The sequence below is a fragment of the Paenibacillus sp. PastM-3 genome, assembly GCF_029893965.1.
In the GTDB taxonomy this organism is placed as follows: Bacteria; Bacillota; Bacilli; order Paenibacillales; family Paenibacillaceae; genus Paenibacillus_AQ.
On sequence record NZ_JARXXP010000006.1, the window covers coordinates 90529 to 107029 of the forward strand.

General features: G+C 52.5%; 16 protein-coding genes. 1 reads left to right on the forward strand and 15 read right to left on the reverse strand.

The annotated features are described in order from the left end of the window. Positions 1–31: 31 nt before the first annotated feature. The 15 genes from M2108_RS12080 to M2108_RS12150 all read right to left on the reverse strand — a co-directional run bounded on the left by M2108_RS12080 (position 32) and on the right by M2108_RS12150 (position 15025). Positions 32–2317: an AraC family transcriptional regulator gene (locus M2108_RS12080; RefSeq protein WP_277469584.1), complete on the reverse strand. Its 2286-nt coding sequence runs from the start codon at positions 2315–2317 to the stop codon at positions 32–34. Between the two features lie 82 nt (positions 2318–2399). After that, the gene (locus tag M2108_RS12085; RefSeq protein WP_277469585.1) at positions 2400–3932 is read right to left on the reverse strand and encodes an extracellular solute-binding protein; all 1533 of its coding nucleotides are present in this window, start codon (positions 3930–3932) and stop codon (positions 2400–2402) included. Between the two features lie 359 nt (positions 3933–4291). Beyond that, positions 4292–5173, reverse strand: a complete 882-nt coding sequence (locus tag M2108_RS12090) for a carbohydrate ABC transporter permease (RefSeq protein WP_277469586.1) — start codon at positions 5171–5173, stop codon at positions 4292–4294. Between the two features lie 27 nt (positions 5174–5200). Then, positions 5201–6121 carry an ABC transporter permease gene (locus M2108_RS12095; protein WP_481856902.1) on the reverse strand — a complete coding sequence of 307 codons (921 nt, stop codon included), beginning with the start codon at positions 6119–6121 and terminating at the stop codon, positions 5201–5203. Positions 6122–6185: 64 nt separating this feature from the next. Then, positions 6186–7307 (reverse strand): glycoside hydrolase family 5 protein, encoded by a 1122-nt coding sequence (locus M2108_RS12100; RefSeq protein ID WP_277469588.1) that lies wholly within the window; start codon positions 7305–7307, stop codon positions 6186–6188. Positions 7308–7361: 54 nt separating this feature from the next. Further along, positions 7362–7529 carry a hypothetical protein gene (locus tag M2108_RS12105; RefSeq protein WP_277469589.1) on the reverse strand — a complete coding sequence of 56 codons (168 nt, stop codon included), beginning with the start codon at positions 7527–7529 and terminating at the stop codon, positions 7362–7364. Between the two features lie 188 nt (positions 7530–7717). Continuing rightward, positions 7718–8974, reverse strand: coding sequence for an amidohydrolase (locus tag M2108_RS12110; protein WP_277469590.1), 1257 nt, complete (start codon positions 8972–8974; stop codon positions 7718–7720). A 6-nt stretch (positions 8975–8980) separates the two neighbouring features. Next, entirely contained in the window at positions 8981–9415 is a 435-nt protein-coding gene (locus M2108_RS12115; protein ID WP_277469591.1) for a RidA family protein, read from the reverse strand. A gap of 18 nt (positions 9416–9433) precedes the next feature. Continuing rightward, positions 9434–9859 carry a RidA family protein gene (locus tag M2108_RS12120; RefSeq protein ID WP_277469592.1) on the reverse strand — a complete coding sequence of 142 codons (426 nt, stop codon included), beginning with the start codon at positions 9857–9859 and terminating at the stop codon, positions 9434–9436. 29 nt (positions 9860–9888) lie between these two features. Continuing rightward, positions 9889–10659 carry an amino acid ABC transporter ATP-binding protein gene (locus M2108_RS12125; protein WP_277469593.1) on the reverse strand — a complete coding sequence of 257 codons (771 nt, stop codon included), beginning with the start codon at positions 10657–10659 and terminating at the stop codon, positions 9889–9891. A 29-nt stretch (positions 10660–10688) separates the two neighbouring features. Next, positions 10689–11372 (reverse strand): amino acid ABC transporter permease, encoded by a 684-nt coding sequence (locus M2108_RS12130; RefSeq protein ID WP_277469594.1) that lies wholly within the window; start codon positions 11370–11372, stop codon positions 10689–10691. Beyond that, positions 11369–12046, reverse strand: coding sequence for an amino acid ABC transporter permease (locus M2108_RS12135; RefSeq protein ID WP_277469595.1), 678 nt, complete (start codon positions 12044–12046; stop codon positions 11369–11371). The genes M2108_RS12130 and M2108_RS12135 overlap by 4 nt, the downstream gene beginning before the upstream one ends. A 24-nt stretch (positions 12047–12070) precedes the next feature. Then, on the reverse strand, positions 12071–12973 hold the full coding sequence (locus tag M2108_RS12140) for a transporter substrate-binding domain-containing protein (RefSeq protein WP_277469596.1): 903 nt from the start codon (positions 12971–12973) through the stop codon (positions 12071–12073). A gap of 200 nt (positions 12974–13173) precedes the next feature. Beyond that, the gene (locus M2108_RS12145) at positions 13174–14052 is read right to left on the reverse strand and encodes a LysR family transcriptional regulator (protein ID WP_277469597.1); all 879 of its coding nucleotides are present in this window, start codon (positions 14050–14052) and stop codon (positions 13174–13176) included. 100 nt (positions 14053–14152) lie between these two features. Further along, a complete protein-coding gene (locus M2108_RS12150) occupies positions 14153–15025 on the reverse strand; it encodes a metallophosphoesterase family protein (RefSeq protein WP_277469598.1) in 873 nt (290 codons plus the stop codon). Between the two features lie 453 nt (positions 15026–15478). On the opposite strand from M2108_RS12150, the gene M2108_RS12155 reads away from it, so the two are divergent. Further along, positions 15479–16468 carry a LacI family DNA-binding transcriptional regulator gene (locus M2108_RS12155; protein WP_277469600.1) on the forward strand — a complete coding sequence of 330 codons (990 nt, stop codon included), beginning with the start codon at positions 15479–15481 and terminating at the stop codon, positions 16466–16468. Positions 16469–16501 lie beyond the last annotated feature (33 nt).

Genomic DNA, 16501 nt, shown 5'->3' on the forward strand with positions numbered 1-16501 from the left:
TTCGCTGTAGACCCCGGCGGCATTTTTGCAGCTATCCCGTCAGATTATTCCGGTATTGGCCCGGTGTAATCCCCTCCATCTTGCGGAAATAGCGGATAAAATTCGCCGGGTTGTTATATTTCAGCTTCAAAGCAATTTCGGTAATTGTCAGATCCGTTTCCTTCAGCCATCTTTTGGCGACAGTCAGCCGGTATTGCGCCAGGTAATCGGTGAAGCTGATGCCGGTCTCCTGGCGGAATACCCGGCTGATATACTGCGGATGATAATTCAGCCTCGCGGAGCATTTTTCCAGCGTCAGATCGGTGTCAAAAGCTTCCGCAATCAGCTGCTTCACTTCTTCGGAGATGCTGGTGAACTGATTCTTCTGCCGTTCTTCAAGCAACCCGATGGCAGGCCGGACCAGTGTATCATTGAACCATTCTTCTATATCGCGGGGACTGTGCATCCCGAGCAGCTCCTCGAACAGCGGGTCGCCGTCAGGCTTAAGCTGATGATGCGAAATACCGGAATCCTGCAGCAGCCGGATGAGGGCCATCAGCAGCCGCACCAGCGACATCTGATACTCCTGATGATCATATTCCTCGCTTGCGAGCGCATTCATCATTAAGGATAAGACTTCTGCCGCACGCTGCCGGTCCAGTGACTTGATTGCCCCGGTCAGCTCATCCTCCAGCGTTTTGGGATAGATGATTTCCTTGCGCCGGGCGGGCTGTACATCCTCGATAAACAGGATGACCTCTTCGCCCAATCTGGCCCGGTATTTCAGCGCAATCTCGCCTTCCTCATACCCGCGGCTCACCTCCGGCCATGCTGTACAGGAGCGGCTGATGCCGATGCTGGCCTGCAGCTGCAGATAGCTTTTTACGGAAGCCTGCACCTCGGCAGCTCTCGCGTACACTGCCTCCTTAAAAGCCTCCTCCGACTGCGCCTTTGTGCCAACCAGTATAACAACAGACTCCCGGATGACAATCGGCGGCAGCCGGTCTCCTTCGGGAACCACTTCATGCGCAATATTGCTGACCGCGAACAGCAGCAGATCCCGGTCCTGCTCTGTAAAACGGCTGCTGTCCGGCCGGTCTATCTGCACAAGCAGCACCCGCATAAGCGTCCAATCCCCGGTGTAGCCGTATCCGTAATCCGCCAGCCGTTCCTGTATCCCCTGGGATCTTGCTTCGCCCAGCAGCATTTTGCGGACCAGAAACTCTGCCAGCTGCTGCTGCTGTCCGGCCAGCTCAAACCGCAGCTTGCTCTGATCGGACAAAATGCCCTGAATGCGGTCGGAGATGGCGGTGAACTCGTCTTTTTTGGGCCGCGGCTCTTTGTCCGGCAGCAGGGACCGGTATATCGATCTCACCGGAGTATACATCCGCCGCGAGCCGATCAGAGCTGTAAGCACGGTAGCGGCAAGCACGCCGAGACTGATCAGGATCGAGGTTCTCCCAATGGCTGTAGCCTGCTGCGTCACCGCCTGGGTAGGAACAACTGATACATAGGTCCATCCGTTGTAAGCAGACTTACGGAAGGATATAGACGCCTTGCTCTCTCCGGCCAGGCCGCTGAAGACTCCGTTAGCCTCCGTCTGCGCTCTGACAGCTTGAATGTAATTCTCCTCTGACAGATCCTTGCCCAGCAGCGAGGAATCCGGATGGGTAATCACCCGGCCGTCCTCATCCAGAATGAACACATTGCCCATACCCGGATCACTGTCAATCAGATCACTGAGCTGCTGGGCGGACATTACCACCGCAATCAGCCCCCGCGGCCTGCTTGCGTTGATCGGCCATTTTTTCAGATTAATGACGGCATGATTCAGTTCGACCATCCCCTCCGCCCCCTGGATGCTGGCTGAATTGCCGCTGACCCACATCGAACCGTTAGACATGCCGGAGAATGAACGGAGCTTCTCCTTCAGTCCCGGCTGATTGTATGCGTCAAGGCCGGAATTGGTAATCAGCCAATCCTGCTCCAGACTGTACAGATACACATCCTTGATGCCAAGCTCGAACGTCTGGATCGAAGAGAGATGTTTATACAGCTCGTGAATGATTTCCATGTCATCTATATCAAGCTTTGTCGCAATCGCCTTGGTCACTATGGGCAGTCCAAGCAGCTGTGTCGTGGAGAAATCGATCATTTTGAGCGTCTGCTCCACCCGCAGCTGGCTCTGCCTGAGCACTTGGGAATTGCGTTCCTCGACCTGCTGCAGCACAGATTGGGAGGAGTAGTGATAGGAATACCAGCCTAAGATCAGCACCGGAAAAGCACCGATCAGTAAAGTAAGTATGATTAATTTCCGCAAATAGCTCGATATCCGCATGACTCACTACCCCCGCAATCGTTTGTTGCCTTTATTTTAGCATATGGGGATTTTCAAAAGGGCCCCTCAGGAAGGCTTGCTGTTATTGCCCGTTCGCCTGATTGTAAGCCGCCGTATATTCTTCAATGACCTTAGAGCCGCCGTCCTGCTCCCATTTGGCTACCGCCGCATTCCAGCCGCTCTCGTCCAGATCCCCCATAATGAAGCGCACCCGGGCATCGTCAATGATTTTGCTGAGCTCTGATCCCCGTTCGCTGTAGGTATCCGAGATAAACGGCTGGATCGGATTGACCACGGCGATCTCCGCATTCTTTTTCCACATCTCATCACGCAGATGCACCAGCGGCTTGCCGTAAGTCACTACCTTATCTCTCAGTACAGCCAGCTGCGAGGAATCACCCATCCCGTATTCGGCCAGCATTTTCGGGTCTGTTGTCTTCACGTAATTCCCGTTATCCAGCGTGAACTGGCGGCCCTCCAGCCCGTTAACCAGCATGTTCTGCATATCGTCGTCGGATACTTTGTCAAAAAAGTTCAGCACGGCCTTGAGGTCCGCTTCTGTCTTGACCGAAGTCTTCGGAATCATGAAAATCCCGTATGAGCCAGATCCCCCTGGGCTGCGGAGTCCTGCCGGACCTTCAAGCGCGTTAACCATGGTAATTGCACCGGTTGGTGTCACCTTTTGGACGCTTTCTTCAATGCCGTTGGCATCGTTCAGATTGGCAACCCATGCCCCGGCCTTGCCGGCATTGATCATCTGCTTGCCATCCTTAACCACAGCGAAGTCCAGGTTGATCAGCTTTTCGTCGTACAGCTTCTTGTAGAACTTCATCGTTTCCAGAAAAGCGGGCGACAGATGCGCCGGGCTTGCCTTGCCGTCCTTGATCTCCCAGTCGGCCGGACCGCCCATCCAGGTCAGCATCGCCCGCCAGCCTGACGCAACCTGCTGCTCGGCGAGGCCGATCGTATCGGCTTTGCCGTTCTTGTCAGGGTCATTATTCACGAATGCCTTCAGCACCTCGTAGAACTCGTCAATCGTCTTCGGCTCCTGCAGGCCCAGATTATCCAGCCAGTCCTTGCGCAGCATCAGGCCGTCCCGGGCCAGATCCCGTGCACGGTAAATCCCGTATACCTTACCGTCAATGGAGATGGCATTCAGAGCCACATCGTCCATCCGGCTCAGGTTCGGGTAATCCTTCAGGTAAGGCCCAAGCTCCCAGAACATTCCGGAGCGCGCTGAATTAACGATGTAGGGAAGCTTCTGGTCCAGAACCAGCACGGCACTCGGCAGCTCGCCCGAGGCGACTGTTGCGCTCAGCTTATCCGAATAGGTGGTCGACGGCACCCAGGTGATGCTGAGGTCTGTATTGGTCCGTTCCTCCAGCTGCTTATACAGCTCTCCCTCCGGGTCCATCGGCTCCGGGTTATAGCTGGTCAGCATCATGGACATTTTGAACGGCCCTTCGGCGGCGGGTGCGCCGCTGTCTCCGCCCTGTGCGTTCTCGGCTGCATTGTTATTGCCGCCGCAGGCGGATAATGTTCCCAGTACGAGCAGTGCTGAAATGGAGGTTATTGCTTTTCTTTTTAAACCTTGAGCCCCTTGGTTTGTTGTCATTGTTATGTTCCTTTCTTGATTGTGGTGTGTTTGTGCCTGACTTAATGCATTTAGTTGGAAATTCGGCACCTAATCTCTCCTAAATTGCCTGCGTGGTAAGATTAGTTGGAATTAATCCGCTTACATTTCGGGTTTTGGGCATCCGGACGGCATATCGGCTAAATTAGGTTGCCTTATTCCACTTAAATCACTTTGGACAGGTGAATTTTCTAAATTAGATGACCTTTTCCCACCTAATATGTGTTAGGGAGCCAGTGAGTAACGTTGCAACACTAGCCTTCACAATCCTGCGTGCTTCCGGCGCAGCGTCCCGCCAGCAGACTTTACACGGCGGGGCATCGCGCTAACACTCTGCTCTCTCAACCCTTAACCGATCCCAGCAGCGCACCCTTGGCAAAATGCTTCTGCAGGAACGGGTATACGATCAGGATCGGCACGGTGGAGATGACGATGACTGCCATTTTGACAGCCTGGTCCGGCGGGATAAAGTTACTCTCCAGCGACGAGGTATCCCCGAGGCTGCCGCCCTGGGACAGCATGACGATCTGCCGCAGCAGCACCTGAATCGGCCACATGGTCGAGTCGTTGATGTACAGGATGGAGCTGAAATAGGTGTTCCAGTGGCCTACAGCGTAGAACAGCGAGAAGGTAGCCAGCGCCGGCAGGGACAGCGGAATGACGATCCGCAGCAGGATGCCGGGGTCGCTGGCGCCGTCGATTTTGGCCGACTCCTCCAGATCCGGCGGAAGCTGCTGAAAAAAGCTGCGGATAATGATCAGGTTAAAGGCGCTGATCGCACCCGGCAGCAGCAATGACCAGTACGTATCGAGCATCCCCAGCTCTTTGACGACCAGGAAGGTCGGAATCATCCCGCCGCTGAACAGCATCGTAAAGATGACCAGAAGCTGAATCGGCGAGCGGAAATCCATATCCCTGCGGGACAGCGGATACGCCATCAGGCAGGTCAGTGTAATATTGATCAGGGTGCCGACAACGGTGATGAAGATAGTGACCCCTAGACTCCGCATCAATGTACTGGTTGAAAAGATGTATTTGTACGCTTCCAGTGAGAACTCGGTCGGAAAGAGGATGAACCCTTTTTCCAGCAGCTCCCGCTGGGTGGCAAACGAGCCTGCAACGACATAGATGAACGGGATAATAGTGACCAGCGCGATTACTGCCAGAACGATGATGTTACAAATATCGAACAGCCGGCTGGCCCATGATGTTTCTTTTACCACAATTCTACCTCCTTTCTCCCTTTTTGCTTAGAGAATTCCTTCCTCGCCATAACGTTTGGCTATAAAGTTGGACCCGAACACCAGCACCAGACCGACGACAGATTTGAACAACCCGACCGCCGTACTGTAGCTGTACTCACCCTGCGAGATCCCGGTGGTGTACACATAGGTATCGAACACTTCACCGACCTCACGGTTGAGCGAGTTCAGCATCAGGAAGATTTGTTCAAACCCCGTATCGAGGAAATTCCCCAGCCGCAGGATCAGCAGAATAATAATGGTGGAGCGGATGGCCGGAAGGGTGATATGCCACAGCTGGCGCATGCGCCCTGCCCCGTCTATTTTGGCAGCCTCATAGAGCTGTGTATCTACTCCCGCCAGCGCCGCAAGGAAGATAATCGTGCCCCACCCGGTTTCCTTCCACATCACTTCGCCCGTAATGAACGTCCGGAACCAGCCGGGACTGAGCAGAAACTGGATTTTTTCCCCGCCCATGGAGGCAATCGCTTCATTGACCAGGCCGCCCTCGGTGGTGAAGAACAGATAGGCGATCGAAACGATGACGACCCATGACATAAAGTGAGGGATGTAGACCATCGTCTGAATCCATTTTTTGTAGGCCTGCGAACGCAGCTCGTTCAGCATCAGCGCCAGAATGATCGGCAGCGGAAAGAAGAACAGGATGTTGTAGGCGGCCAGAATGAACGTATTGCTCAGCAGCTTCCAGAACAGCGGGTCCCCGAAAAAGCGGTTAAAATGCTTCAGCCCCACCCACTCACTGTCCACAAATCCCAGAAAAGGCTGATAATTCTTAAAGGCCAGCAGCAGGCCGTACATCGGTACATATTTGAAAATAATAAAATACAGGAGCCCGGGCAGAAGCATGATATACAGCCATTTGTTGCGGACCATCCGTCTCAGCCTCTGCCTGCGGTACACATTTGTCATTGTCGGCTTCGAAGCCGCGATAGGATTTCCCATGTTCCTTCCCCATTTCCAGCATTGCTAAGGATTAATTGCCGGGATACAGCACCTGATCCTTCAACGCATTGAATTGCCCGGTCGAGCGGTTATAGATCTGATACCAGCCGTTGTCATCCCATACCGAGAAGGCAAATCCCCCCGAGACCGCTTTACTAGTAATCTGCCGGTAGGAATCAAGCAGCGGATCGGTGATGACACCCCGGTGCTCGTATCCGAATTCGCCCATATACACCGGAATGTCGTGCACATCTGCGAACTCTCTTTTCACATCGTCCACCCGCTTCAGATGGTCTGCCAGATTCGGATAATACGAGTGATACGTCCCGATAACATAACGGTCAGCTCCCTCCCCCGGCAGGTCCAGCGGATTGCGGTACGTATCATACAGTCCCCATGCGCTGTTGTAGTTGTATCCGCCAAAAATAATATTCCGCTGAACGTGCGGCTGCGTGCCGTTTACGGTAAAGCTGCGGATCGCCGCATATGCCCGTTTGTTCAGCTCGATGACACTCGCCTTGGCAGCCGCCCCGGTGTTCATACTTAAATGCGGCTCATTGAACAGCTCGAACAGCAGCGTCTCCGGCGCATCCTTGAACAAATCGGCGATTCCCGTCCAGATCGTCTCCAGCCTTTGCATGTTGCTCTCAAAAGCAGGCTCTCCCTGCAGCGCGCTCATCGCCCACTCTTCGTGATGCGTGTTGATAATGAGGATGACCGGCGGTTTGTTCTGGCTCTGCCGCACGGTATTTACATCGTTCAGGACATAGTCCACCAGCTGTTTAACCGTTGCTACATTCGGGGCGCTGGCTGAGAAATGCCCCTGCTCATCTGCCGTCGAGGCGTATTTCGTTCCCCGTCCGCCCCAGTTCACCGGAATCCGGATGTTCGTGTAGCCTGCAGCGATAAAAGCGTCCACTGTGTTCTTCACATCCTGATAGCTCTGGCTGTTCCAGTTCCCTTCGAACGTGTTGCCGAGATTGGTTCCCCTGCCCATCAGGGCCACCATCTGCTTCGCTTCTATAGACTGGAAAGCTACCTTTCCCGGCGTCCCCTCCGCACTTGCCGCACCGCCGCTTATCAATAATGAAAGGAGCAGGCTGGCACACAGGAACCACGTCAGTGCAGAACGTTTTTTTAGATTAGATACCATTGATACAGCCTCCTTGGATTTGGATTCCACCTCATCTTGTACAGGAAAGCGCATTCATTTAAAAGCCGCACAGAGAGGTTCATCGTTCTGTACAGCACCTTCGGGCAGCAGCTGCTTGCTCTGCCACCAATATAGTTTAGCTGCGGAATTGCCGTCTATAGTCATCTTAGTACCAGTCTGAAACCCTTGCTGCTGCTGGCTTTGCGGTGCAGGACTGTTCATTTCAGGCCCCCCGGTTGTCATTATTGACACAACAAAAAAACCGCGTTATAGCGGGCCTTATGCATTGGCTATCCCTTTCTTATGCCTGGCAGGCGTTGCAAAACGCTAAATCTGATATTAAAAAGACGGCTCCCCGATGATCAGGAAGCCGTCTGCTGTCTGGTACGTATTCAATTGCCGCATCGGGGTCACACCAGCACTCTCCGTGTGATGCCTGCCAGCAGGTCAACAGCCGGCTCAAGGACGGCTTCGTCAATATCAAATTCAGGATGGTGATGGGCTGCAGGCCTGTCAGAGCCGATAATCATATAAGTGCTGATCCCTCCGCGCTGCTGGACCCGCTGCATCATAAATCCGGCATCCTCGCTTCCGATCGCTACTGCCGCACGCTCTGAAATTGAACTGAAGCGCGGGTGTCCTGCCGCTTCCTCCGCCACAATCCGCACAGCCGCCTCGTCACAATGAATAGGAATAGCTGCACCGGTCACTTCAACTTCACAGGCCAGCTCATACATCTCAGCACTTTGCTGAAGAATCCGCCGGATTCTGCGCTCCAAATCGCTGTTAATTTCTGCGGAATCGGAACGGCACTCCAGCACCAGCCTGGCATAATCCGGAACAATATTTGCCGCGGTTCCGCCCTGGAGCACACCTACATTCACAAAAGTCTGCCCGCCGCTGTTGCGTGGTATGGCATGAATGTTCAACAGTGCCGTCGCTGCCCCCAGCAGCGCATTGCGGCCAAGCTCCGGAGCCGCTCCCGCATGGGACGATACCCCTTTAAAGTGAGCTGTAAGCTTGGTAGTAGCCAGAAAGCCCAATGCTCCAGCGAATAGCTGGCCTGAAACCGCATCGGTCGCCAGATGCTGGCAGAACAGATAATCCGCATCATCCAGCCAGCCCTTACTGACAACAGCTTCTGCTCCCCTGACCCCCTCCTCCGCCGGCTGGAAAATAAGTTTGAGCGTCCCGGAAAATTCCCTGTCTGCCATCTTCTCCGCCAGCCCCAGGCCAATTGCCGTATGGCCATCATGCCCGCAGGCATGCATGAGTCCGCTGTAGCGGGAGGAGAAGCCCTCCCGATGCGGAAGATGTCCTTCCTTCTGGCTCTCGGCGACAGGCAGAGCATCCATGTCGAACCGGAAGGCAGCGACAGGCCCAGGGCGTTTCCCTTCCAATATACCGACTACCGCGGTATACCCGCCTTTCATCCGCCGGACAAGGTCAGGATTGGCACCATGTTCAAGGGCGCGTTCATAAGCAGATTCCAGTATTTCCGCAGGCGGGACTCCTTTGCGGACAGCGCCGTCCAGCGCCTCTGGTCCATACACCGTAGTGTAGCCCCAGGAAGATAATAATCCTGCTACAATGGAGGCTGTGCGAAACTCAGTAAACCCGACCTCCGGATGGGCATGTAAATCCCGGCGCAATGCAATAATGTCCATACTCCGCTACGCTTCCCTGATCACAGCTTCAACATCAATTTCCATCAGCAGCTCAGGGAGCGCCAGACCTTCCACTATTAATCCTGTACTGCAAGGGAATACTCCCCGGAAATGTTCAGCAATTACTGCATAAGCCTGACTCCGGTATTCTCTCTCTGTCAGATATACCGTAATTTTGCACACATCCTGCATGCTCCCGCCTGCCTCCTCCAGCAGCTGCTTCACATTCCGGCAAGCCTGTTCGGTCTGTTCGGCCACATTGTCCACTCCATGAAAGTTGCCATCCAGGTCAAATCCCGTCTGGCCGCGGAGAAAAATCCTGTGCCCGCTGCGCACCGCCATACTGAATTCATTCTGCACATGGTGCTGCGGCGCTCCCATCCCGGCAGGGTAAAATTGCCCGGTCTTAAAGGGTCTGAATCTTGTAGTCGATACTGTCACCTGAACTTCCCCCTCTTCTTATTCTGCTGCCATCGCTTCCACATCAATCTCCACATACATTTCGGGCAGGGCCAGCCCTTTTACCACAAGGCCGGTGCTGCAGGGAAATACACCCTGAAAATGTTTGGCAATTACAGCATAGGCCTGGCTCCGGTAATCCCGGTCGGTGAGATACACCGTGATTTTGCAGATATTATCCATTGAGCTGCCTGCTTCATTCAAAAGCTGCTTGATATTAAGGCAGGCCTGTTCCGTCTGCTCTGCAACGTCATTCAGCCCGCGGAAGTTACCGTCCAGATCAAACCCGGTTTGGCCCCGCAAAAAAATACGGTCACCGGCACGAACTGCCATGCAAAAGTCATTCTGGATATGATGCTCCGGCTCCCCCATCTGTGACGGATAAAAGCTTTGGGTCGAAAATTTGCGGTATCTTGTAATTTCCATTATGAATATTCCCCTTATCGGTAATTTGGTCAGCCAAAGGCTGTAAAGCTTGTATTGGACAAAAACTGCTTCAGTCTCGGACTTTGTGAACGGCGGAATATAGTATCTGGTGTTCCCTGTTCAACAATGGCCCCCTGATCCATGAAGATCACGCGGTCAGCCACATTCGCGGCAAATTCCATTTCATGTGTGACCACGATCATGGTCATTCCTTCCCCGGCAAGGTCCTTCATGACTCTCAAGACATCGCCGACCAGCTCGGGGTCCAGAGCAGAGGTAGGCTCGTCAAACAGCATGATTTCCGGCTCCATAGCTAAGGCACGGGCAATCGCGACCCGCTGCTGTTGACCCCCTGACAGATAAATGGGATGCATGTCCCGCTTTTCCAGCAAACCTACCTTTTCCAGCAGCGCCTCCGCCTTGCGGATGGCTGTCTTTTTGTCAGCTTTCTTCACCCGAAGAGGCGCTTCTATGATATTCTCCAGAACGGTCATATGCGGCCACAGATTGAACTGCTGGAATACCATGCCGGTTTTTAGTTTGGTTTTGGCTATTTTGGAAGGCTGTGCTGAGCCAGCTTGTCTGTTATACAGCAGCTCATTCTGAATCCGGATCACACCCTCTGTCGGGGTTTCGAGCAGATTCAGGCAGCGGAGCAGTGTGCTTTTTCCCGAGCCGCTGGGGCCGATGATGCCAACGACCTCCCCCATTTCAATATGCATATCAATGCCCTTCAGCACGAGCTGATCCCCAAACTTCTTTTGCAGGCCGGTTACCTCTACAGCTGCAGTATTATTCATCTCTATCCCCTCCCTGCTGGAAAAAAATCCTAGATCAGCTCTGATTTTTTGCTTCGCTTCATATATCTGGTGAAATGTGCCTCCCACTTGTCGGCAAGAGCGGCCAATAACGTATTCAGAATCCAGTACAGGAGCGCAAGCACAATGTATACTTCAAAATAACGGAAGGTTTCCCCGATAATCCGGGTTCCGGCAAAGGTCAGCTCATGGACAGTCACCGTGGACAGAATGGCCGACTCCTTCACCAGACCTACGAGCTGATTGGTTAGCATCGGAATAATAAGCGCCATCATCTGCGGAAATGTAATCCGCTTAAACGCCTGTAACCGGGACATACCAAGTGAACTGGCTGCTTCCAGATGCCCTTTAGGGACAGACTCCACACCTGAGCGGTAAATCTCGGAAAAGTAGGCACTTCCGAAGATAGTCAAGGTAATAACCCCGCAGGCAAATGCACTCAAAGTCAATCCGTATAAGGGGCCAACGTAATACAGCAAATAAACCTGAACCAGGAACGGGGTTCCGCGTACAACGTTGATATAGGATTTGCCGATAAACCGGACCATGGAGCTACCTGACATTCTCAGCATGCAGACCGGGACGCCGAGCAGCATTCCCAGCACCAGACTGCAGGCACAAATCAGCATCGTATTATAAAGGCCGCGGAGCAGCGCCGGATAAAAATCAAGAATGATGGAAAAATCAATCGTCATGCGCTGCCACCTCCGCTTCTGCCGGTCCACACCGATTGCTTTTTACGGTAAATGTTAATCAGGAACATCAGAGTCAAATTAATGGCCAGATAAATGGCCGCAACCATAATATAGATTTCTGTAGGCCTGTAAGTTGTAGTTATGATCTGCTGGCCGACCCGCAGCAGTTCCACGACGGATATAATCGACACAATCGCCGAATTTTTCAGCACCAGAATAAATTCATTCGTCAGAGGCGGAACCAGCTTAGCAAAAACCAGCGGCATTTTGATCCGCAGCAGGATCTGCAGCTTACTCATATCCAGAGCGCGCGCAGCCTCAATATACCCCGGGGGAATCGATTCCAGGCCGGCCCGGAAATACTCTGATTGATAGGCTGCGGAGTTCATGGCCAGCGCCAGCATCCCGATCAGCCAGGTCGGCATGTCCACCCCGATCAGGGAAATTCCATAATAGATCACAAAAAGCTGGATAATAAATGGAATCCCCCGGATAAAGCTCACGTATACACGGACAGGAATCTGCAATAATTTCAGTCCGCTGACTCTCATCTGCGAGAGCAGAATTCCTCCCAGAAAGGCGAGGACAATAGCACCTGCCGATATTCCCGCCGTTAACAGGGCACCGTGCAGTAAATCCGGTAAATACTTAACAACCGTTTCAAATTCAAACATTCACACACCTCGCTTCATGCTTCCCTAGTCTTGGATGCTGTACATTTCCTCGGGAACCTCCATCTCGAATCCGAACCACTGCTTCTGCATTTCAGCCAGCTTACCACTGTCCTTCAGTCCAATAATCACACGGTTTAAATACTGCTGCATATCTGTGTCCTCTTTGCGGACCATCCAGGCCAGGTAGGTTGGATCCCCAATCGTACCTACGATTTCAAAAGTATCAGGCCGGCTTTTCACAAGCTGTGACATGGCCGGAAGGGCTTGGACAACAGCATCCACACGTTTGGCTGCCAAATCCTGATAAGCGTCCGGATAGCTTACATATTCCTTCATTTCCTTGAAGCCGCCGCCGTTCGCTTTTAGCCCCTCGTTATATTTTTTCAGTGCATCCACCGGACCCGAATTGATCAGAACGCCGACAATCTTGCCGTTCAGGTCATCCACAGTCTGGATAGAATCATCCCCCTTATGCTTCATCACCGCAGCCGTTCCTTCGGCAATGGGGACTGTAAAGAGGTAGTTCTCCTGTCTTTTCGGTGTAATCGTCATGGACGTAGCCACAATATCGAACTTCCCGGCATCCAGTCCCGGCAGGATACCTGTAAATGGCGTATCCGGCTGCTCCAGCGTAACTCCGAGATCTTTAACTACTTCGGCAAGAATTTCCGCGCCATAGCCTACAATTTTACCGTCTTCAACAAATTCAAATGGTGCGTAGGTTGCATCCGTACCCACCTTTATTTTTCCTTCCGCTTTAACCTGATCCACCAAGCTTTGGCTTGCAGTGGTATTGTTGCCTCCGGAACCCGTATCCGCAGAATCAGCTGATGAGGTATTATCTGGAGCATTGCCGCAGCCCGCGAGCAGGGAAGTCAGGATTGTAACCACAGCCAGAGACTTAAAGCTTTTAAAATGAAGTATCATTTCAGAACACCCCTTCGGTTATTTAGTCTGAGACGTCATCTAACTTAAGCATTAAGTCAGTTTTAGTGACATCCCTGTGTCTTTATTTCTTGTTTACTACCTTACCACGATTTTTTAAATAAAAAAAATAGACAATATCTTATTTGTTATAAAGACAGTCTATTTAGAAGTAACCTATTATGTTATTTATATGTCATATATCAAAGATATAATTTTTTGTCTGAGAAAAACTCCAGCACAGGGGTTTCATCCTTCTCCTTTAAATACATAAGCGAGACCTTGGCGTGAATATCAACCTCGGACTCAACCGGTATGCGGGCCAAGGTATTCTTGAGGATCTCACTTCTGGCTGAATACTCCGGCAAAAAGCATACGCCCCTGCCGATCGCAACCAGCCGCTTTGCAGTCTCCATGTTATCCACTTCAAAAATAATGTTGGGGCGCACCTGCATCGATTCGAACATTTTGACCAGCAGCAGCCATTCTTCCGACAGATGATCATAAAAGATAATTTCATGTTCCAGCAGCTCGACAGTCTTGATTGTCTCCTTGCGCAGCGCAAGCGGATGATCAGGAGCGGCATACAGGCCAATGGGCGTGGACAGCATCGTTTTGCTTATCATCCGGGGATGGGTCGTCGTGCGTACCAGGCCGAAATCAACCTCTTCCTCCAGAATATGGGTCATGATCTGCTCGGACGGATAGGATAAGATTTTGACCCGGGTGTCGGGGAATGTTGCCCTGAAGCTCTCCAGTAACCCTGGGAGAAGGTAATTGGAAATAGAAATGGAACAGCCGATCCGCACCTCCTCAGGCAGCGCAATATGCTGGTTCATTTTGTAGGTAGCTTCTCGGTAAGACTGCAGGATTTTCTCGGCATAAGGAATCAGCTTTTTACCGGCTTCTGTTAATTGAATATATCTGCCATTGCGGTGGAAAAGCTTAACATTCATCTCGTTCTCCAAGGAACGGATACGGGCAGTAACGGACGGCTGGCTCAAGAATAAGGCTTCCGCAGCTTTATTAAAGCTTCCCAAATGAACTACAAATACAAACGCCTCCAGATTCTCGATATTCATGAGTCATTCCCCCCTGCTCGTTCTTCTTGATTTAAAATGAGTTTAACGAGTAGCCGGGAGTTGTGCAAGTATGTCATGTATCCGCAGATTCAGAAAAGTGTTACATCACCGTCACCGCAGCCCCGCTAATAGTCAATGTCCCATTATAATATCCCCGCGCACCGTTAGGGCGGCATTTATAATCTCCGGAGCAGCCGGTTACAAAGAACTTCGTCTTGGTGTAACCCGGATAAATATTGCTGAGCTTGCGGTAAAATTTGTGCCCGTGATGTGTGAATACCGCCAGCACCTTATCCCTTACCTTTACAGGAACCGCTGTAAAAAACTTTGCCGTCTCCGCCGTGCTTAAAACATGGCTGGGGTCAACCGTAATTCCGCTCACCTTGAGGGGCCAATGGAAATCGATAATGTGATAGTAGCGGTCATCCAAATTTTTCAGCAGATTGATACTGTCCGCCGTGAACCTGCCCAGCGCACAATCCAGCCATACATATCTCACTTTGCCTTGTGTACCCGGAAAATTCATCATGCCGGTGACAGCGCCCAGATATTTGGTGAAAAGCGGCTGCGTGCTCGCCTCCCAGTTTCCAATTGAAGCTTTATACGGAATGCTCCCGAGTGTGCTTGTCACTGCATCCTTGAACTCCTTGTAAAAAGAATCCGCGTTATTCCCATGATTAGCACCCGCCTGCGTATTATCTCCGCCGAAGATTACAAACCTTTTATTTCCGCTGCTCACAGCCCTCGGTAAAAGATTCCTGAAGATCGCCAAGCTGTTCCCATACCCGACATGGCTGTCTCCAATTACTGCAAAGTTTACCGTCTGGGCCTTCACCCGGGGATTGAGACTGCGTCTGGGCGCCGACCTGGAGGATATGGCTGTTCCGCAGGAAGTACTGCGCTTTTTAACTGAGCCTGATTGTCTCTTTACAGCTTTTGATCGATTCTTCACCGGCTTTGGCTGTCTGTACATTATTAACCACCCCTTCTGCAGCTGTCGGATCTCATTGTATTTATATTCGCAGCAGGATGGAACCTCTTGGACGCGCCAACCCAAAGCAGGAAGGTTTACCTGCATAACATATATGTCCCGGCGGAAAAATGGATAGTACGCCCCGGTGACTTCCTGATTCTTGATCTGACCGGTAATGAAGAACCCTTTCACCAGACAAATATCGCCCGGAAAAATTTCTTCTATATATATGGTGTTCACACTAGAATTCAGGGAGCGTAGCGACAGTTCCACTATAGCTCCCTCACCCGGAGCGTTCTGTACAGCCCATCCATATTCCTCTCCAAAATACAGGCTCAGCCGCTACTGGACATTGGTGTCAGAGTCTACTTGAAAGATTGAACGCCCGGTGATAATATTGTTATTGTGATTTAGTAAATTTATTAACTAAAACAAAAAAAAGGCGGGAGCACCTTGGCAACGATTAAAGATATCGCCCGTGAAGCGGGAGTATCCGCAGCCACAGTATCGCGGGTGTTAAATAATGACCTGACCCTGGCGGTCAGCGAGGATACGCGGACCCGGATCTTTGCCGTCGCAGAGCAGCTTGACTACAAGCCTGCCCGGCTTAAGCAGCTGAAGAGGGACACCGAGCTCGGCGGCAAAACCGTCTCACTCCTGCTCTGGTGCTCTCCTGAGGAAGAACGGGATGACCCGTATTACGGCTCCATCCGCCGCGGAGTGGAGCTGCGCTGTGAGGAACTGGGCATCCGGCTCGGCCAGACTTTGCGCGGCCGGACGCCGCAGCATCTGCTCCGGCCCGGCGACGGCCTAATCGTTGTCGGCGGCTTCGATCTCAAAGACATCGAAGGGCTGCATACCGATCACGACACTATAGTGCTTGTTGACCAGTACCAGGAACGCTCTGACTATGATTCGGTGCGGACGCATTTCCGGCAGGCGGTGGACCAGGCACTCGGCCACCTGTTTGCCCTCGGCCACAGGGATATTGCCTTTATCGGCGGAGGTGACAGCGGGGAACGCCGGGCTCATCATTTCGGGCGGGTTATGCAGCAGCAGGGCTGTTACGATCCCGCGCTGGTCCGCACCGGCGGCTGGAGCAGCGCCGACGGCTACCGGATGATGGACGAGCTGCTGGCGGGCACAAAGCGGCCGACTGCCTGCTTCGCGGCCAGCGACCCGCTCGCAGTCGGGGCCCTGCGCTCCCTGCATGAGCATGGGGTCCAGGTGCCGCAGGAAATGGCTATCATCGGCTTCGACGATATCGAGATGGCGGCTTATGTCCAGCCGCCGCTGACCACAATCCGCGCTTATCCCGAGCAGATGGGCAAGGCTGCCGTTCAGCTGCTTGCCGAACGGTTTGAGGGCCGCGAAGCACCGTCGCATACGATTATCGGCACGAAGCTGATCGTCCGCGGAACCTGCGGAGCGGCAGCAGATTAATCTTACATTGACAAGGAGAGAATTAAGTTATGA